Source organism: Nostoc sp. CCY0012 (assembly GCF_963920855.1).
Taxonomy (GTDB): Bacteria; Cyanobacteriota; Cyanobacteriia; order Cyanobacteriales; family Nostocaceae; genus Cyanocohniella.
The window spans coordinates 1-18,132 of record NZ_CAWUDM010000109.1 but is presented as its reverse complement, the minus strand read 5'-3'; the positions used below and the strand labels follow the sequence as shown (position 1 = coordinate 18,132).

The following is an 18,132-nucleotide window of genomic DNA, read 5'->3' as shown; positions in this document are numbered from 1 at the left end:
GAAAGTTTTCTCAATGAATTGAAAGATGTAGATGTCATCTCTGGTGGTAGCTACGGTCATGGTGGTGGTGGTTATTTCAGTGATATGTCCGCACTGACTAAGTTAGCTGAAGCATTTGTGACAGTCTATGCAATCGGTCATGTTACCGAATTAGCCAAGTCATTCAGCTACGGTTACTAATGGCTTTTGTGGCTTCAGGTAACTGAAATTTAAACGGCTCTTGGGGATTGAAAGCTAAAACTATTTGATGTGATAAACAAGATATTTTTACTAGCAATCATCCCTGAGAGTCAAATTAAAAATCTCGCAATCAAACCTTGAGGAGCTAATAAAATGGCAAATATCACTCTGTCTGAATTAAACATTGCCGGTTCTGAATTATTTCAAGATTCCGAAAGTTTTCTCAATGAATTGAAAGATGTAGATGTCATCTCTGGTGGTAGCTACGGTCATGGTGGTGGTGGTTATTTCAGTGATATGTCCGCACTGACTAAGTTAGCTGAAGCATTTGTGACAGTCTATGCAATCGGTCATGTTACCGAATTAGCCAAGTCATTCAGTTACAATTACTAATGGCTTTTATGGCTTCAGGTAACTGAAATTTAAACGGCTCTTCAGGGATTAAAAGTAAAATCAATTTGCATAATAAATAAAGGTTTTTACTAATAAAAATCCCGAAGAGCTTTTGGGATTGCTTCTCCAATACTTGCGGATTAAGGTTTCAAATTATCCCGAACTCAGGTTAAGTTGGGTACATCTATCCAACTAGATGTTGTATGAGATTTATGAGATAAATCCATCAGTAATTGCGAATAAACACCTTCTCTCAAAGATGGAATTATTGCTTGTTGGCGGTCAATTCCCTGTACCCATTGGTCTACGACACGGATAAATGCACAAATGCGTCCATCAGGGTAATGTTGGGGAAAGACTAAATGTTGGGGTATTTCGATTTCTTGCAGAGGTTGACCAGGTTGGGAACCCCAAACTCGAAATCCATGTATATAGTCTTTTTGGTTTTCACTACCTAAGACTAATGTACCGCGATCGCCATACACTTCTAACCAGTGTGTCCTCGATGCATGAACCACAGCACTAATAGTAACTTGGCAAGGTGTACCATCTGCTAATTCCAGTGACAGCATACAAGTATCGTCGGTATTCACGGGCTTTAATTCCCCGCTAGCAGGGTCAACACGTGTGGGAATAGCAGTACTTAAATGAGCGTTTAATCGGCGTACTGGGCCAAATAACCAGGAAATATAATCAAAGGCGTGGGAACCTAAAGACCCCAATGCACCGCCTCCCTTATCTTGAGAAGAATACCAATTCCAAGGACGAGAAGTATCGGCGCGGGAGGAACCTAACCAGTCAATTTTAATTAAGCGCTTGTTTCCTACATAGTTTGTGGATAGTAATTCGGCAAATAATTGCCATCCTGGAACAAAGCGAAATTCAAAATCTACTGTGGCAATTACACCTTGTTTTTGGGCTAATTGCTCAAGTTCTTTTGCTTCCGATACATTTAATGTTATGGGTTTTTCTATTAATATATGTTTGCCGGCTTGCAATGCTGCCTTTGCCATTTCATAGTGTAAAAATGGCGGAGTGGCAATACTCACAGCTTGCACTACTGGTAAATTTAAAATATCGTCAATGGTGTCGCAGGCATGGGGAATATTTTGGGAATTGGCAATGGCTTTGGCTTTATTAATATCTCGATGATAAACAGCTACTACTTCAGTGCGATGATGTGCTTTAAATCCGGGAATGTGGACTTTTTGCCCAAATCCAGTACCAATTACTGCTACACCAATTGTATTTTGATTTGTTTGTAATTCAGAAACCATAAATTTGATTTGTTAAAAAACTAGAGACTAGAGTTTAGGAATAGTAATTATCCAAATCGTCTATAAAAAATCGTCTATAAAAATCTGGTTTTATTCCCGTTGGCGTAGCCTGCGCTTTGCGCTTAAAAATACGTAGGGTGTGTTAGCGATAGCGTAACGCACCTCAATATAGGGCATGGTGCATTACGAACTCCGTTCTCACACACCCTACAATACCTAATTCTGTTCAAAAATCAAATAGCAATCCTATAAGTAGAACGACTTGAAAAAACCAAACTATGTAAAATAATGTAAATTTACCTAAAATCAGTTCGTAGTCAGGACTTTAGTCCTGATTTGAGAACTAAAGTTCTCACTACAAACATTTAATTATTTACCCTGTCCTACTTAGTAGGGACTATTATGTTCCCGGACGAAAGCGAATATCATCGGGTATATGGTGGCGATCGCCTAATATTTCTAACAAAGGACCATTCACATCAAATTTAACCATACTTACCGAAGCAACCAAAATATTCACCCGATAGCGATAACGTCCCAAATCAATACCCAGTAAACTGCAAAGCATAATCCGAATCGTGGCTTTATGGGAAACCACTAAAACATTACCTTGGGGATGTTTTTCTTGAATTTCAGCAATTACAGGCATAGAACGGTTAGCAATATCTACCGCAGTTTCTCCACCTAGTGGTGCATTCCAAGCGGGTTCTGTCACCCATTTTACATAGTTTTCTGCGTAATTCTCTTGAGCAAACGATTTACTCTTAGTTTCCCATTGGCCGTAACTACCTTCTCTAAGCCCGTCACGCAACTGCATATCCATACCGATAGCATCACAAAATGGCTTGGCTGTGGCAATTGTGCGCTTCATGGGGCTAACGTAAACAGCCTCCCACTTCAATTTTTGATAAACATCGGCAAAACTGGATGCCATCTGCATCCCTGGGGAAGTCAACTCCGCATCAGTTTCACCGCAAAAATTACCACTTTGACTAAAAGTAGTTTCTCCGTGTCGCAGTAAATATAAATTGAGTGTCATAACTTGTATCGCAATGGGGATAAAAGAGTTTGTGCAACAATAAACTAGCATCAATTTTGCAATCGAGTATGTGACACCACGACAAAGTAATCAACCAAAAAAGTTGTCCAGTTACTAATTAAATGGTGTTTAGACAAATTCGTGTCATCAAAAGTTACTGTACACCAACTCTTAGATTGCATACCGTGAATTTGATTCCTGAGGAATTTTACAAGCCCACACTTACCCGCAAGAGAAGTGTGGGTAGTTGAAGCCTCTCTTCATCCTCTTATTTTGGCTAAGGTATTGAAGCTTTTTATGTTTCTGTCAGCCAATAAAATTGATATCCTTCTAGAGTAATCCGATTATCACATTGCTCTGGCTTCATACCACTATATAAATCAACAAAGTTACTATAAAGGTTGAAGCCCGTATTTCTCAGTGACTCTAAATACAAGTGTTGCGGATTGGCATCAAAGTTGGCGATGACCAGTACTTTTTCTGATGGACGCTGATGATTGAAACGAATAAAACATAGCAAGTGTTCATTCTCTATGTGTAGCAATTCGCGGTTATTAAAATCAGCAAATGCTGAAATTTCTTTACGAATAGCAATCATTTTTTTCGTAGCATTGAATACCATGTATTCCACCGTGCCTTGTTGTTTGCGTAAGTCGGCTTTTTCCCAATTGATTTTAGGGCGGTGTACCCAGCGATTATCATTGGTTTTGCTTGGGTCATCAATATAGCTGTAATCATTGAGTACAGCGATGGCATCACCATTATAAATTAGAGGGATTCCGCCAAAAGATAGAATAATTGCGTGCATTAATAAAATTCTATTAATTGCCAGTGCAATCAAATCCTCATCAGCAATTTCCAGCGCCGATTCTAATCCCACCAAAGAAGCTAGTGAACCACAAATTCGGGCATCTCCGGTAGCTTCATTAGGCATGAACACCAGTCCCTTAGAAGATGATCCCTCAAACTGACCGCTTAAGTAATCAACTAAAAATTTTCTATGCGCTCTCGGTTCATAACCAGCTACGCGAATATCATGATCGTCAAAACCCAAACCAATGTCATCATGACAACGCACATAGTTTAGCCAAGTAGCGCGTTCTAATTTATTCGGCAAACTTTTGATGCCTTGGTAAAGTAGCTTAGTGTTTCTAGTGGCGATTCCATCCCATATTAAAGCCATTAAAGTAGCATTATAAGCAATCTCACATTCTTTGGCAGCGATGGCATCTTCGCCGAAATACTTAATTACTTCCACAGGGGCGACGATCGCCTCAGCAATAAACAACACACCAGGGGCAGTCACTTGACAACAATCTTTCATTAACTGCAAAATTAAATGTGCGTTGCGCTCGTTTTGGCAAGAACTACCGATCTTTTTCCATAAAAAAGCAACTGCATCGAGTCGGAGAACATCCACGCCTTGATTTGCCCAAAAAAGAATAATGTCGAGCATTTCAATAAAAACTCTGGGATTGCTGTAATTTAAATCCCACTGATAATTATGAAAAACCGTCATCACCCATTTTTCCATCTCGGCATTCCAAGTAAAATTGCCCGGATCTGTTTCAGGAAAAACTTCTGGCATGTTTTGCTCAAACATATCAGGGACTTCTCTGTTTTCAAAGATAAAATAGTAATCTTGAAAACTGCGATCGCCCATCTTCGCCTTTTGCGCCCATTCATGCTCATCAGAAGTATGGTTAAGCACAATGTCCAGAACCAGCAAAATATCACGCTTTCGGAACTCCTTGGCAAGTCCGCGAATATCTTCTAAATCACCAACGCGATCGTCAATTTGTCTAAAATCACTGATGGCATAGCCCCCATCACTTTGACCAGTAGGACACATCAAAATCGGCATAATATGCACCATATTTATGCCTAATTCTTGAAAATAGCCTATTTTGTTTTCTAAATCTGCCAGGTTTTCGGCAAAACCGTTGGAATAAAGAGCCATCCCTACCCATTTTTGCGACAAAAACCAATTGTGGTCTTGCTCACGTTGAATATCCAACCGCTCTAACTCTGGAGAGCGATCAATATAGCCTTTGGCCATTGTTTCCACTAGCCGTAACATTTGCCGTTCAAAATCATCACGATGCCCGTATAGTGTAAAAAACAGAGAATAAATAGCGTAAAAGTTCGCGCCAAGACGGGTATAAAAATGCCGCAAATCTTGCCGACGAATTTCCGGCTTTAAATCATCTAGTATGGAATTTAACAGTGAGTGAGAAATTTGTTCGTACATCGTATTTAGCTTAAATTATCCTAAAATCTTTTAGTTACATTGTTGACTGAATATTGATAAAACTCGCGCTCGGCAATAGTTGGCACCGCACTATAAATCAACCCAAGGATATTGTAATTTTTTGAGTTGCCAAATTATTAATGGTGCCAAAATATTCCGTGGCAAATACAAAGGAATACCCAGAAATACTAAACCACACAATCTACGCCAATAAACCAGAGAAAGTGACACAACATAGCCCATCTTTGCATTTGTTGCTGTGGTTTTTCTCTCATGGCTGTTTATTTTTGATGTGAATATATGGCAGAGTTATCTACCACCCTATCAGGAAAAAAGCCGTATCAAAACTTAAAATTTGAGGATTTCGCGGTCATAACTGTCGGGAAGGGGTTCGATTTCCCAGACTATGCCTTCTCCTGCTTCTAAGGCAACTTCTACGTAAAGTTGTTCTACGGCCGTGGTGGCTATATCTTCATTGTTGGGAAAAGGTTGTAAATCTTCGGTGAGGAGTCGCAGTTTAAAACCACCGGGTATGGCTGCACCTACTGTGGCGTTGCGTAACTCAAAGCGCCAATATGGGGCGTCTGGTTCACCTTGGGGTGTAATGATTAATTCATATACTTGCCCGGCGATCGCCAGCTGACGTGATAAGCTAACACCCGGTTGTCTTTCTTCCACACTCCGCGCCCCAGCCGCACTTAATTGCAGATCTAACTTACCCCAGCCTAAATCTGCGGCTATTTGGGAAACACCTCTTTGCAACCATTGCGCCACTGACCGCTGTTCTGGTAAACCTAAACGTTGTTCATATAAACTTTGTCGCCAACCGCCATGTTCAATTAATTTACCCCACAAGGAAAAAGGGACGGCTAAACGCGGGGTAACGACTTCGGACTTTCCCAGGCGGTTAAGTAAATTTTGGGCTTGTGCTTGTGGTAATGTCGGTAATTCTGGGGTGAGACTGCGTGTAACTTCATGGGGACAAAATTCTTGGGCCACAGTCAATATACTAATATCAGCAATCATATCCATTGCATCTAAAGCGTAAGTGCGATCGCCTGGATCATAATTGCCTTTATTTTTCAGTTGTTCATGGGTACAATACCCCCAAACCCTCACATAGCCTTCATCTGGATCTACTTGTACTGCTAAGTAATAATCACCCACCCAACTCGGAATATCTACCCATTCTTGCGGTACACGCAATTCACTACTATCAATATTTTCACTGGGAACTAAGATAAATCTCGTTGCGTCTACTATGACTGCGGTGCCATTCACCAGTTCCCAAAAGCTGGATAAAGCTTTGGTATGAGGCCAAACTTTGGCTTGGGGTGTAAAATCCTCTTGCAACCAAGGCAAAACAGCACCTAAACACAGTTCATTAACATATGCTTGATAACTACCAATATCAGCAAAAGATTGACTGTGAAGTTGTGCTTGATGTTCTACATTGGCGGGAATTTCCAAAATCAGGTCTGTTGACGCAAAAGTTAAGATGGGGGTGTTAGCAGTCATAGGGTTTACTCCGGAGAAATCGGCGGCTAGTGTGGAATTTATTAGGGAAAATTCACTTCCCCGGTACAACAGACGTGACCATCTGTTCTAGCATAAGTTAGTGAGTGGGCGCATTATAGTAGTTGTGTAACCATTCCTCAATCACAGTACTCATACTTGTTAGTAGGTCTGTGGTGACAGAAATATGCAAAGTATTTTGACTCCAACTAGCTAAAGACCGCAGCAAAATTTCTTTAGCTTTGGTTAATCGCCGTGAAACTGTATACTGCTTCATGTCTAGCTGTTTGGCGATGCCGTCTTGATTTAGTTGTTGAGCGTAGTACAATTGCAAAATCTGTTGGACTTGTGGTTCTAATTGAGCGATCGCCTGAGCTAACACCTGTTTAACTTCAGTTTGCTGAGAAGTCCTGGTTTGGGCTTCTTCTTGGGCAACAATTTCATTTATTAAAGATTCTTGTTGTGTCCCTGGTAGGTTATCAAGTAATTCCCAAGAATCATCACCACCTTTGGAGATATTTAATGAATCGGGTGTGGGATACAGATATTTCCGCACAGCCTTAGCAGCATTTACTAGCCAACTTTCTAAGGTTTGGATATTGACTTTTTGATTATTTTGTGCAGTGTAAGCTTGGGCGATGTCCTGCCAAAGTTGATCATCTGGGCGGGAAAGTTGGCGAGAGTTACCAGATATGGTAGGCACATAGAGAGTTTTAAAACATTGCCAAGCGACGATGTAACTATGAATGGTATCTGGAGATAAGCCAGCATTTTGCAAAGATTCTTGCAACCGTTTTTGGGATATCTTACGCAACAAACCCCAATCTGTACAGATATCGACTTCCCGACGTTGGCGTAAAATATCGCGGATAGTACTCCCAAAAACAATACTGGCGTAGCCTTTTAAAGTACTGTTGTGACTGGGATTATAACCTTTTAGGACTTTATCAACTTGAGCGATCGCAATTTGAAAACAATCGGAAAGTTTATATTGCGTACTCACAAAGTTAGCGGCTGTTTTTTGAGAAATCCAATAGCAGGGTTCTTGTAAATAAGCAATGAGATGTTGCTGGGCGAGACATTTAGTTTCTGGAACCTGCCAAAACTTAAACCAATATAGCACCCAAAAATTTTCCGCAGATTCTTTTGGTGTCTTATTCAGACAACCTTGGATGCTGCGACGCAATTTTGATTCTGTGGCCCAATGACTAAAACGATCCGCCTCAAATTGTACGAAAGTCGAAAAAATTTCAATAATGCTTTGTCGAGGTTGCATAAAAAATTGTCAGCCGACCTATAGGAAGAGTGAAGGCGTTAAAAAAAGTCGCCTGCAAAAACTTTACTACAAGGAAGAATAGTCATGTTTCGCCTAGTATTTAAATCTTTAACACTGGGTAGTATGGTAGCACTCTCTACTGCAACTACCGTTTTCGCCCAAGTACGCCCATTACCAACACCACAAAGAACAAACTTTAGTTGTGGTCAGCATATGAGTACTTATGTGGTCAGACCATTGGATAATCGTCAAGGCGCTGGTATTCGTTGCGTCAAATTCAGCGAAGGTAGACCAGGAAGTAAAATTCCCCGATTAGCATGGTACGGCGAAGGCAATTGGGGTGGTTCCACTTATCGCCATGTAGGACAAGCTGTTTACAGAGGTTCTAATCTTGTTGGTTACGCTTCTGATATTCATGGTAATGGTGAAAACATCAACAATAATTTTCCCAACGGTAACATCAATATCCAAATAGTCAATCCATCTACTATACGTGTTACTGGTGCATGGAATGAACAATGGCACTTAGTTAGGGCGACAAGCTACAGACCATTACCCAGACCAAGGACTTGCGGTCAGCATTTTGATGAATACAAAGTTTCTGATTTGAATGGTAATCGTCAAGGTAGTGGTTTACGTTGTGTTCTCCGGGCTGGGATGAGAAATACTACTTGGTTTGGTAATGGCAATTGGGGCAATTCTACATATTCCCATATCGGCACACGTTCTTTTAATGGTTACGGTGCAGGTGATATTTGTGGTACTGTTTTCGGCCCAGTTTGTAATACCTTTGGCTGGGGTTCTTTGAAGTTAAATCCTGTAACTGGTGGGTTTAATGTTACAGGTGCTTGGAGTGAAAAGTGGCGTTTATAGATTGATGGTGAATTTACATACCACAGAGGCGTAGAGAACACAGAGAAATAAAAACAGTTCGCAATTCGCAATAAAAAAGGAGAACAAAATGTTACAACGTACTTTAAGTTTGGCTGCTGCCAGTTTAGCCTTATCTACAGCTTTAGTTAGTCCAGCTATGGCTGCACCGGCTGACTTTATAGGGACTTGGGTGAATCGAGACAGTAATACTCGCGGGATTACTCGCTTAGTCATCACCTCAGCCGGGGGCAACAAATTAAACATCCGAGTATTTGGTAAATGTCATCCCACTGATTGTGATTGGGGAAGTAAATCATTAGCAACCTATGGTACCAATGTTCAAGATACTGACCATAAATATGCTTCAGCCAACTATAACAAGAATTTTGCCAATTCCTTCTTAACTTTGGGTCATTCTGGTAATCAAATCATGTTGCAAAATTACACTCAGTTTTTGGACAATAGCAACCGCCAAAACTACTATTCCCGTGATTACTTTCAAAAACAAACAAGAGTGAGTATTCCTTCAATTCAGAGATTACCCAACTTCTAAATCACTGCATTCTTGAACTTCAATTATGCTGTCTGTGTCTAACGCATCATTTTTTCCGCGCCCTCTACATTAAATCTGCAACATTCCCTCTGGATTCACCGACAAGAGCGATCGCCTTTGTAAACCCTCACGATGTAAAATCTCATTGGCTGCTAATAACCCACTACTTACCGCCCGTTCCATCAACCCACAAGGAAAAGGCATTTTCACCCAATCCCCCGCAAAGATTAAGTTAGGAACACCAGTACTAGATTCTGGGCGTTCTGGATAACTCTTGGGTGGGTATCCTGAAAAGTTACGTTGATTGACGATTTCTCGATGCAACATTTTTGCTTGTTTCAACTCAGGGACAATTTCATATAGTTCTTGTTCAAAAGTTGTCAACAAAGCCCCTTGAGTGGGAAATTCCTTTTCTTTATAACAATAGGCGTGTAACTCAACCACACTCCCGCCTGTGCGTTGCGACCAATCAATAAATTGTTGTTGGATGCGATGATAAAGGGTGATGCTGTCAGTTAACTGGTAACCAGATAAAGAGGTAAAATTACTTTGTTCCCAGGCAAAATCACGGTCAAACCAAAAACGACATACAGCAAAGGGATCAGCAATACTCAATTTTTCCACTTGCGATCGCACTTGTGGATCTACATCTCCTCTCACTCGCTTAAATAGTTGCTGTACACCAGGGACATCGGTAGCAAAGACATAATAATCTGCGGCGATCGTCTGCGGTGGTGCTGATTCATGATTCATCGCTATTAATTGCAACTCGTCATTTTGTCTTTGCACTACTTGAAACTTCGGTAAATCTTGTTTGGCTGGCCCTTTCAAAACTTTACCATCAGCCGCGAACACTGCCCCATGACAAGGGCAATGAAACTGACCATTGGCTGCTTGTTTGACAGTACAACCTTGATGAGTACAAGTTAAGGAAATCGCTTCTTTGCTATCAGACGGAACTGCATAGACTTCATCAGCCGCACCAAAATATTCTACCTTGCCATCAGTAATCACTGAGTTACGTTTGACCCAAAAAGGCACATTATTTTGATTACTGCCGAGATAATATTTTAAGGTATCAATCTTACCGTCTATAGCCGGAATCTCACTTACAGTAGCCTCAGTAATAATTGTGCCACCATTACTCGTAATTGCCTGAGCGATGGGTTGCACTAAACTAGTACCCATATCATCTACAGTGCCATTAAAAGCTAGACCTTCCGGGTTCCCAAAAAAATAAAAATGGAAGAACTGCATCAGTTCACCCACACTCATTTCATCTGGTGCATTCAAGCTAGATTTGGCAAAGGGGAGAAAATACAAGTCATATAAACCCTGGGGAAATTCGGTTTTTACCCAGTCAGCCACAGAAATATTATCAAACCGCTGATAATTTTTGTCTCGCTGAAACCCAGTAATGGCCTGGAAGACTTGTAAATGCTTAAATTTCGTCAAATTAATGCCCCAGCGTAACCGATTAGGAGAGGCGATCGCTAAGTCTACAATATTCCAAGGAAAAGCCGAATTACTGGGACGAAATACCTCTGGTTGGTATTTATTATTACGGTAAACGAGAGAATAAAAGTTTAATGATTGAAAATTATTCGTGATTTCCAGTTCCGAAACTATACTTTTAAGATTGTAGTACTGGGGAAAAAAACCATGAAATCCATGTTCCATCATGAAGTTTTCACCAGCAGCTTCTATGGGCCAACTGGCAATTTTACCACCGAGTTGGGGGGCTTTTTCTAAAAGTGTGACCACAAATCCCCGCTGACTCAATTCATATGCACAAGCTAAACCAGCTAAACCAGCACCAACTACTACAACACTTTTATTTTTATTTAAGATTCGTGGCAAACTGAGGGTATCTTTTTGGAAGACAGTTGGCTTTGGTTTAGTAAAACGGGAGTATCCAGTTCCGCCAACAATTGCCCCAATTCCAAACAATTTCAGCAGTGTCCGACGGGAGATAACAGATGATTCTGGTGAATTAAATAGTAAACTCATTGGTAAAAATATTAATGCTTCACGAACAAGGACTGGCGTGAAATAAGACTTTCAGTTATTGAGCCTTTAGGGTATTTTTCTATTTTAATTTTTCATGAAACAAATTAATTTTGCTGACTCCAAAAAACACTAAATCTTTAACTATAGTTTTTGAGAATACCACATCTTCAACTTCTATAGTAAACATTTTTATCTGAGGGGTTATCACACAGCAAAATTTGTTTTCACAAATGACAAGATTATTTGATAGTCTAATATATTATTTAATAATTAGCTACCAAGACCTAAGTAATCTTCATAAAATGCATAACCCTATCGGGTAAGGCGTTAACAGTACACTAGACAGTAATACTCATACTGACAACTGTAAATTATTCAATAAGTATAAAATTTCCCACTCCCCACTTATGAAGTATTGGCGTGAAACCATAGCTGTGACTCAGCGCATCTTAATTGAACTGTTGCGCCGCAGACGCAGCTTAATTTTTTGGAGTATTTTCCCCATTTCCCTATTAATCCTCAGTGGATTTATATTGGCGGAACGCGCCGAACTACCACTAGCTGAAGCTTTTGCCTATGCTGCACCCTCAACTTTAGTAGGCGCGGCATTATTTTTTAGTTGTTTGGGCGGTAGTGTAGCTACCGTAGTTGCCGAGAGAGAACAACAAACCCTCAAACGCCTGTTTATTTCGCCCTTGAGTGGTACATCCTACTTCTTAGGAATTTTTCTCGCTCACAGTTGCATTGGCATAGGACAAACGCTATTGGTTTATACAATTGCCGCTTTTTGGGGTGCAACTTTCAATGGTTCTATTTTTTTAGGACTGGTAATTATTTTTATAAGCATTATTGCTTACGTAGGCTTAGGCTTTATTTTAGGTACACAATTAGCGCGGCGTACTGAAGATGTTAACGCTTTAGTAGCTGCCTTTGGTGTTCCTTTGCTAATTCTCGGAGGAGCATTTTTACCAGCTTCATTATTTCCCCCAACCCTGATTAATATTGCCAAATATAATCCTATCTATCATATGAATGAAGCCCTTGTAGGAGTTTCATCCCAAGGTCATGGAATTACACAAATCAGTTCACATTTTTGGTTCTTATTAATATTTGCTCTAGTAATGGTTATCGGTGGCTGGTTATCTTATCGCCGAATGCTCATAGTAGAAAGAAGACTTTAGCTCGTAGTGAGTACTTTAGTCCTCTTTCTTATATTCGGATTATTTAAGCTAAAAAAATTATGCTAAAAATCACCAATCTAAATAAATCCTACAACAAAACAAAAGTAATACAAAACTTAAACCTACACATCGACCCAGGAGAAATTTATGGATTACTAGGTGCAAATGGAGCTGGAAAAACAACAACAATTAATATTATTTGTAACTTACTCAAAGCTGATAGTGGTGAAATTACAATCAATAATCAACCAGTTTCCGAGACAACAAAAAAAATAATTGGCATTGCACCCCAAGAGAACTTACTTTATAAAACCCTATCTTGTGCCGAAAATCTCAACTTTTTTGCCAATATTTACGGCTTAAACCGGGAAACACGCAAAAAACAAATACAGAAAACTCTCACATCTGTAAACTTATTAGATAGAGCCAACAGTCCTGTAGAAACTCTCAGCGGCGGAATGCGACGACGGTTGAATATTGCAGTCGCCTTGGTACATCAACCCCAATTAGTAATTTTAGATGAACCCACAACAGGATTAGATATTGAAGCCAGATATGAAATTTGGGAATTAATTAGACAACTCAAAAATCAGGGCATTACCGTTTTATTAACCACACATTTATTAGATGAAGCCGAGCGACTGTGTGACAGAATTGGCATTCTCAAAAACGGGCAAATTTTAGCTGAAGGGAGTTTAGCCGAGTTACGCACATTAATTCCCGCTCAAGAAGTCATACTAGTACAAACCAACCAAAAAGAGCAAGCGATCGCCCGCGCTCAAGAATATGGTTTTACCCACAAATATTATGGTAATGAGTTGGCTTTTTGGTTGCCTGAACCTCTAGAATTAAAAGAAATTATCGCCCGTTTTGAAGGAATAGCCATTGATTCTATTGCTCGTCAACCTGTGCGATTAGAGTATATTTATTTGGAAGTGACACAAGGTAATTAAACGTGAGTTCGACGGAACCTAACCTTGCGTCAGTGCTTGATATTTTTGCCAAATTGGGATGCTCCCCAAGAGTAAGATTTTTAGTTTCATCTGCAAACGTAAATTTATTTTAAGAATTTCAAACTTATTTAAAAAAGTGAATATTTATTAATACATCAAAAAAATAACAATCGTTACTTTTTGCATTTATCAATATGTTTTTGCTAGATAATTGAGATGTGTTGTCAAAGTGGCTCTTTGAGTTACAGACTACAAATAAAACACCAGCAATTATTCTTATGAATGCTATTTCTACAGTTGAATTAAAAAGAACCTCTTGGCAAACTGCTGTCATGTTTGCTTTGGGCTTTTGGTTGAGTGCTAGCTTAGTTTTAGATTGGGTAATTATGCCTAGTCTTTACCTTTCAGGCATGATGAGCCAAGCAGGTTTTGCTACAGCAGGCTATGTGATTTTTTGGAATTTTAATCGCTTGGAATTATTATCTGCGGCTGTAGTTTTAACTGGCGTACTGGCTTTAAGCAAAACTATATCTCGTTGGCATCCTAGCGTTATTATTTCGGGAATATTACTGCTGGCAATAGTTCTGTTGGATACATATTTCTTAACTCCGCAAATGTGCGCCGTAGGAACTAGTCTGAACTTATTTGGATCAGCATCTGCAATTCCGACGGAGATGAATTTACTCCACAGTGGTTATTTCTTTCTAGAAGCAGTCAAATTAGTGGCAGGTGGTACACTCCTCAACTGGTGCTGGCGACAGCAAGCTTAGAGACACTCTACATAGATATAGATGTAGCATTGATGGCTACAACGAAAGCCCTGATTTAATATCGGGGCTTTTTAATTAAGGTGTTGGTTGAGAATCTGAGGATGTTTCTTCATTATTAAACCACAGCAAACGTGCGGCGAGGATAGCAAACCCAATAGCCGCGATCGCCTTGAGTAACCGTGTGGGTAATAACTCTGCTACAGCACCCCCAGCTAATGATCCTAAAAGGCTAGTTAACAGTAACGCGCCAGCCGTACCGAAGAAGACTGCACGAGGAGATCGAGAACGTCCGGAAAGTGCGATCGCCGCTAGTTGACTTTTATCACCTAATTCCGACAAAAAAACTGTCACGAAGCTGAGTCCTAAAAGATGCCATTCCATAGTTTTGGGGAGTAGGGAGTAGGGAGTAGGGAGTGGGGAGTGGGGGATCAGGGAGAACGCTTCGGCGGCTAATAATTACCAATCACATCCCAGGCGAGCATCAGGGAAATTAGCAATAACATTACTCCGGCTGATTTTTCTACAGTTTTGGGACTAAGACGGTTGGAGATCCAACTACCTAAAAGTACACCTAATAAGCTGGTAGTTATCAGTGCAGCCGCAGATCCGAGAAACACTACCCACGGTGAATGTGATTCTGCACTCATTAATAAGGTGGATAGCTGGGTTTTATCGCCGATTTCTGCGAGAAATATAGTAATGAAAGTAGTGCCAAAAATTGCTGCTACTGATTCCTGCTTTTTTTGATGATCGACAACTACAGGCTGGAGTGGTTCAATAATTACGGCAGTTAAGTTCGTTTCGTTGTCATCTTTTAGTTCTGGCTGGTTTTCAGGCTCAGATGTGACAGAAAAACTTACAGGTACAGAGTCAAGTTTCACAGGCAGTAGTTTGGTTGTGGGATTGCTTTCATAATTTTCTCATTTTCTCAGATTTTTGTAATAAATTGCAACCCCAAGGCAAAAAATGTCATGTTCAAAAACCAATGGCTTTGTCAAAACGGAGGATTTCTAAACTGCGATCGCCATATACTCCTTCTATTTGCTGGCGACAACAGTCAATGGCAAAATCGTTGAGTTCTTCTGATTCGATGCCATACATATCCTGAAAAATTTCTGGATCTACACGACAGAAACGTGGACGATGAGAGTAGATGCGGCATTCTCGGCTGGTATGGTCGAAGTTAATGCACCATCCATCTTCACCTACCATACTCAGATATTGTTCCAACTCTGCGGGTGAAAGATAGTCTTCTATATCTGGACGATCTGCGGGATCAAGATTACAACAGGCCCCACATTGCTTGACACATTGCCAGTTTGCCATTTTATATCTTTTCCTATAATTTTGTTAAGTAAATTAAATGTAACAGGCCGTGAACAGATATGATTAATAGCAGATTTGGCAACTGATTTACTGTATTTTTCAAGCCGATTAAGAGGACAAGGGAAAAATGTTTGACGCTTTAAGCAGTATTAATTGGGAAGTTATTTTTCAGCTACTTTCCGTTTCATTAATCATCATTGCTGGCCCAGCCGTTATCTTTGTGCTAGCGTTTCGTAACGGCAACCTTTAAGAGTGCTGAGTGCTGAGTTCATTCCAGATTTATGACTCAGCATTCTGGTTTGATAATGCCTGAAGTGCAGCTTGAATAATACTGTCATATTGTGGTTGAGAGATATCCACCTCGATAGCATCTTCTCGATTTGTGCCTAGTAGACCGATTGTACGTCCTGGGTGCATGACTAAAACTTTGCCTTGAGAGTTTTTAATTCTTAATTCTGGTAAACCAGCGTTTTGATAGATACCACAAGTATAGGGGCGCTGGTTGAGTTGGAATTTGCTTTTTAATGTTTGAGTTGAAGAATTATAAAATAGACGATCAGGCGATAACCTTCTAGAGTTAACCTGAGGCAATCTTACACCTAGTAACTCTAGCTCAATACTCGTATTACCATTAAAGTGATTTTCTCGCAACTTGTAAGCAATATCGATTTGTGATGGTAGGGGGAAATAATCGCGCCAACGCCAGGCGATCGCTTTAAATTTATACTGTTGGTCATTCATAGTTTGGGCAAGTGTCAGCTTGATATGACCTTTTCCTACGGTTTGTTGCTCCACAACTTGGACTTGCGATGTCCAAAATATCGGATCAGGGTTATCCATACCGCAAGGATGCAGGGCATTCAACTCTTGATAAAGCCGCTGATTTATTTGGGAAAAATCAACTTGAGCATCAATTTTCAGTAGTGGTTTGAGGTGCTGTGGTTCTAGACATTGGTTAGCAAACTCACACAAGCGCGATCGCAATTTGGGTAAGTTCTCGGCTGGTAATGAAAAACCCCCGGCTGCTTTGTGTCCCCCAAATTTACCTAGTAAGTCGTGACAACATTCCAACGCCTCGAACACATTAAACTCAGGAATACCACGAGCCGAACCGCGAATCAGTTGCTCATCTTCATAGGTACCAATAAACACAGGAACACCATAGCGTTCCAGCAAGCGGGAAGCGACAATGCCAATTACACCATGATGCCAGTTGGGTTGCACAACCACCAATACCCGGTCTTGTGGTAATGATGACACAAATTCCGTTTCTACATAAGCGATCGCTTCTTGTTCAATTTCCTCGCATAATTGTTGGCGCCTAGTATTGGTTTGTTCGCACTGCATAGCGCGTTCCAACGCTATCCCCATATCATCTGTCGTCAGCAACTCAATCACAGTCTGAGGATCACCAATGCGGCCAATGGCGTTAATTCGTGGCCCCAGGCGGAAACCGATATCTTCGGGTTTGAGGGATTTGGCGGATGTGGCGGATGAAAAACTTATATTATTCTCCCCCTGCACCCCTGCACCCCTGCACCCCCACTTCTCCCCTAGCTTGGACACCAGCCATTTGAATTAATGCTTGTATCCCAGGTAAATGAGATTTGGGTAACTGTTTTAAACCACGCTTTACCCAGCGACGGTTTACACCTGTTAAGGGGGCTAAGTCTGCGATGGTTCCTAAGGTAAATAAGGCTAACATCGGACTGACTAAACCTTTCATTTCTCCTAACTGTTGGGCTAGAGATACCGCCAAAATATACGCGACACCCACACCTGCAACACCGCGATAAGGTGAGGATTCGGCTATAAGTTTGGGGTTGAGAATGGCGTTGGCTGGGGGTAGTTTTTGAGGGATGTCATGGTGATCAGTAACAATTACTTTTACACCAAGTTCTCTGGCTCTGGCGATGGGTTCAAATGCAGAAATCCCATTATCTACAGTCAAAATTAGTTCTACACCTTCACTGTGAAACTCTTCCACAATCCGCTTGTTAATGCCATAGCCTTCGTGCATCCGACTAGGAATGGCATAATTTACCTGAGCGCCTAAACTGCGGAGACTACGCAACAGTAATGCAGTACTAGTCATACCATCAGCATCGTAATCACCACAGATAGCAATTTTAGCTTTCGTTGCGATCGCCTGTTGTAATAACTCCACACTCACTGCTAAATCGGGAAAGTCTTCTAATGGTGAAGGTAAAATTAAAGACTCTGGATCTAAAAATGCTTGTGCTGCTTCTGGTGTAGTAATGCCACGATTAATTAATAGCTGGCTAATAATCGGGGAAATATTGTTGATTGTCGCCAACTTTTGGGCAAATTCTGGTTGCTGAGGATAAATTTGCCAACGCTGGTTAGGTAGGCGCTTGGATGATGTTGCTGATCTAGGGAAAACTTGGTCTAGCACAATAGAAATTTAAAATATACAGTTATGAGTTACGAGTGTGGCAGGAAAACTTTTTGCTTAACTCATAAGGAATATGAATTAAATAACATGCAAGTCTAGTTTTTGACCTCACCCCGCCT

General features: G+C 40.6%; 17 protein-coding genes and 1 pseudogene. 8 read left to right on the top strand and 10 right to left on the bottom strand.

Annotation, left to right across the window (positions count from 1 at the left end; translation table 11 throughout):
* Both ACM0OS_RS23580 and ACM0OS_RS23575 read left to right on the top strand, forming a co-directional pair.
* Positions 1-180, top strand: a 180-nt coding sequence (locus tag ACM0OS_RS23580; RefSeq protein ID WP_414545610.1) for a hypothetical protein, incomplete at its 5' end; no start/stop codon positions are given.
* Between the two features lie 153 nt (positions 181-333).
* Positions 334-573, top strand: a complete 240-nt coding sequence (locus ACM0OS_RS23575; RefSeq protein ID WP_414545609.1) for a hypothetical protein — start codon at positions 334-336, stop codon at positions 571-573.
* Positions 574-737: 164 nt separating this feature from the next.
* Here ACM0OS_RS23575 and ACM0OS_RS23570 read toward each other — a convergent pair whose 3' ends face one another.
* The 5 genes from ACM0OS_RS23570 to ACM0OS_RS23550 all read right to left on the bottom strand — a co-directional run bounded on the left by ACM0OS_RS23570 (position 738) and on the right by ACM0OS_RS23550 (position 7,931).
* Complete coding sequence (locus ACM0OS_RS23570) at positions 738-1,850, bottom strand: Gfo/Idh/MocA family protein (protein WP_414545608.1); 1,113 nt, start codon at positions 1,848-1,850, stop codon at positions 738-740.
* A gap of 400 nt (positions 1,851-2,250) precedes the next feature.
* Positions 2,251-2,889 (bottom strand): histidine phosphatase family protein, encoded by a 639-nt coding sequence (locus tag ACM0OS_RS23565; protein WP_414545607.1) that lies wholly within the window; start codon positions 2,887-2,889, stop codon positions 2,251-2,253.
* A 295-nt stretch (positions 2,890-3,184) separates the two neighbouring features.
* Positions 3,185-5,140, bottom strand: coding sequence for an alpha-amylase family glycosyl hydrolase (locus ACM0OS_RS23560; protein WP_414545606.1), 1,956 nt, complete (start codon positions 5,138-5,140; stop codon positions 3,185-3,187).
* Between the two features lie 348 nt (positions 5,141-5,488).
* Positions 5,489-6,658 (bottom strand): DUF1822 family protein, encoded by a 1,170-nt coding sequence (locus tag ACM0OS_RS23555; RefSeq protein WP_414545605.1) that lies wholly within the window; start codon positions 6,656-6,658, stop codon positions 5,489-5,491.
* 97 nt (positions 6,659-6,755) lie between these two features.
* Positions 6,756-7,931, bottom strand: a complete 1,176-nt coding sequence (locus ACM0OS_RS23550; RefSeq protein WP_414545604.1) for a sigma-70 family RNA polymerase sigma factor — start codon at positions 7,929-7,931, stop codon at positions 6,756-6,758.
* Between the two features lie 84 nt (positions 7,932-8,015).
* Here ACM0OS_RS23550 and ACM0OS_RS23545 point away from each other — a divergent pair, with 84 nt between their 5' ends.
* Together ACM0OS_RS23545 and ACM0OS_RS23540 are read left to right on the top strand one after the other, a co-directional pair.
* On the top strand, positions 8,016-8,804 hold the full coding sequence (locus ACM0OS_RS23545) for a hypothetical protein (protein ID WP_414545603.1): 789 nt from the start codon (positions 8,016-8,018) through the stop codon (positions 8,802-8,804).
* Positions 8,805-8,892: 88 nt separating this feature from the next.
* On the top strand, positions 8,893-9,357 hold the full coding sequence (locus ACM0OS_RS23540; RefSeq protein ID WP_414545602.1) for a hypothetical protein: 465 nt from the start codon (positions 8,893-8,895) through the stop codon (positions 9,355-9,357).
* Positions 9,358-9,426: 69 nt separating this feature from the next.
* Here the strand turns inward: ACM0OS_RS23540 and ACM0OS_RS23535 are convergent, their stop codons facing one another.
* The gene (locus ACM0OS_RS23535) at positions 9,427-11,367 is read right to left on the bottom strand and encodes an FAD-dependent oxidoreductase (RefSeq protein ID WP_414545601.1); all 1,941 of its coding nucleotides are present in this window, start codon (positions 11,365-11,367) and stop codon (positions 9,427-9,429) included.
* A 407-nt stretch (positions 11,368-11,774) separates the two neighbouring features.
* On the opposite strand from ACM0OS_RS23535, the gene ACM0OS_RS23530 reads away from it, so the two are divergent.
* The 3 genes from ACM0OS_RS23530 to ACM0OS_RS23520 all read left to right on the top strand — a co-directional run bounded on the left by ACM0OS_RS23530 (position 11,775) and on the right by ACM0OS_RS23520 (position 14,271).
* On the top strand, positions 11,775-12,548 hold the full coding sequence (locus tag ACM0OS_RS23530) for an ABC transporter permease (RefSeq protein ID WP_414545600.1): 774 nt from the start codon (positions 11,775-11,777) through the stop codon (positions 12,546-12,548).
* 59 nt (positions 12,549-12,607) lie between these two features.
* The gene (locus tag ACM0OS_RS23525) at positions 12,608-13,501 is read left to right on the top strand and encodes an ABC transporter ATP-binding protein (protein ID WP_414545599.1); all 894 of its coding nucleotides are present in this window, start codon (positions 12,608-12,610) and stop codon (positions 13,499-13,501) included.
* Positions 13,502-13,779: 278 nt separating this feature from the next.
* On the top strand, positions 13,780-14,271 hold the full coding sequence (locus ACM0OS_RS23520; RefSeq protein ID WP_414545598.1) for a hypothetical protein: 492 nt from the start codon (positions 13,780-13,782) through the stop codon (positions 14,269-14,271).
* Positions 14,272-14,346: 75 nt separating this feature from the next.
* On the opposite strand, the gene ACM0OS_RS23515 is transcribed toward ACM0OS_RS23520, so the two are convergent.
* From ACM0OS_RS23515 to ACM0OS_RS23505, 3 genes are all read right to left on the bottom strand, one after another.
* Positions 14,347-14,652 (bottom strand): TMEM165/GDT1 family protein, encoded by a 306-nt coding sequence (locus tag ACM0OS_RS23515; RefSeq protein WP_414545597.1) that lies wholly within the window; start codon positions 14,650-14,652, stop codon positions 14,347-14,349.
* A 68-nt stretch (positions 14,653-14,720) separates the two neighbouring features.
* On the bottom strand, positions 14,721-15,152 hold the full coding sequence (locus ACM0OS_RS23510; RefSeq protein WP_414545596.1) for a TMEM165/GDT1 family protein: 432 nt from the start codon (positions 15,150-15,152) through the stop codon (positions 14,721-14,723).
* A gap of 94 nt (positions 15,153-15,246) precedes the next feature.
* Positions 15,247-15,597, bottom strand: coding sequence for a YkgJ family cysteine cluster protein (locus tag ACM0OS_RS23505; protein ID WP_414545595.1), 351 nt, complete (start codon positions 15,595-15,597; stop codon positions 15,247-15,249).
* Between the two features lie 127 nt (positions 15,598-15,724).
* On the opposite strand from ACM0OS_RS23505, the gene psb30 reads away from it, so the two are divergent.
* Entirely contained in the window at positions 15,725-15,847 is a 123-nt protein-coding gene (psb30, locus tag ACM0OS_RS23500; RefSeq protein ID WP_414545594.1) for a photosystem II reaction center protein Ycf12/Psb30, read from the top strand.
* A 29-nt stretch (positions 15,848-15,876) separates the two neighbouring features.
* Here the strand turns inward: psb30 and ACM0OS_RS23495 are convergent.
* A pseudogene (locus tag ACM0OS_RS23495) lies at positions 15,877-18,013 on the bottom strand (single-stranded-DNA-specific exonuclease RecJ).
* Positions 18,014-18,132 lie beyond the last annotated feature (119 nt).

Bases quoted from the DNA above. Each gene is read 5' to 3' on its own strand.
- psb30 (WP_414545594.1), top strand. From the start codon at position 15,725: ATGTTTGACGCTTTAAGCAGTATTAATTGGGAAGTTATTTTTCAGCTA.
- ACM0OS_RS23570 (WP_414545608.1), bottom strand. From the start codon at position 1,850: ATGGTTTCTGAATTACAAACAAATCAAAATACAATTGGTGTAGCAGTA.
- ACM0OS_RS23525 (WP_414545599.1), top strand. From the start codon at position 12,608: ATGCTAAAAATCACCAATCTAAATAAATCCTACAACAAAACAAAAGTA.
- ACM0OS_RS23530 (WP_414545600.1), top strand. From the start codon at position 11,775: ATGAAGTATTGGCGTGAAACCATAGCTGTGACTCAGCGCATCTTAATT.
- ACM0OS_RS23535 (WP_414545601.1), bottom strand. From the start codon at position 11,367: ATGAGTTTACTATTTAATTCACCAGAATCATCTGTTATCTCCCGTCGG.
- ACM0OS_RS23555 (WP_414545605.1), bottom strand. From the start codon at position 6,658: ATGACTGCTAACACCCCCATCTTAACTTTTGCGTCAACAGACCTGATT.
- ACM0OS_RS23575 (WP_414545609.1), top strand. From the start codon at position 334: ATGGCAAATATCACTCTGTCTGAATTAAACATTGCCGGTTCTGAATTA.
- ACM0OS_RS23565 (WP_414545607.1), bottom strand. From the start codon at position 2,889: ATGACACTCAATTTATATTTACTGCGACACGGAGAAACTACTTTTAGT.
- ACM0OS_RS23550 (WP_414545604.1), bottom strand. From the start codon at position 7,931: ATGCAACCTCGACAAAGCATTATTGAAATTTTTTCGACTTTCGTACAA.
- ACM0OS_RS23515 (WP_414545597.1), bottom strand. From the start codon at position 14,652: ATGGAATGGCATCTTTTAGGACTCAGCTTCGTGACAGTTTTTTTGTCG.
- ACM0OS_RS23505 (WP_414545595.1), bottom strand. From the start codon at position 15,597: ATGGCAAACTGGCAATGTGTCAAGCAATGTGGGGCCTGTTGTAATCTT.
- ACM0OS_RS23520 (WP_414545598.1), top strand. From the start codon at position 13,780: ATGAATGCTATTTCTACAGTTGAATTAAAAAGAACCTCTTGGCAAACT.
- ACM0OS_RS23540 (WP_414545602.1), top strand. From the start codon at position 8,893: ATGTTACAACGTACTTTAAGTTTGGCTGCTGCCAGTTTAGCCTTATCT.
- ACM0OS_RS23545 (WP_414545603.1), top strand. From the start codon at position 8,016: ATGTTTCGCCTAGTATTTAAATCTTTAACACTGGGTAGTATGGTAGCA.
- ACM0OS_RS23560 (WP_414545606.1), bottom strand. From the start codon at position 5,140: ATGTACGAACAAATTTCTCACTCACTGTTAAATTCCATACTAGATGAT.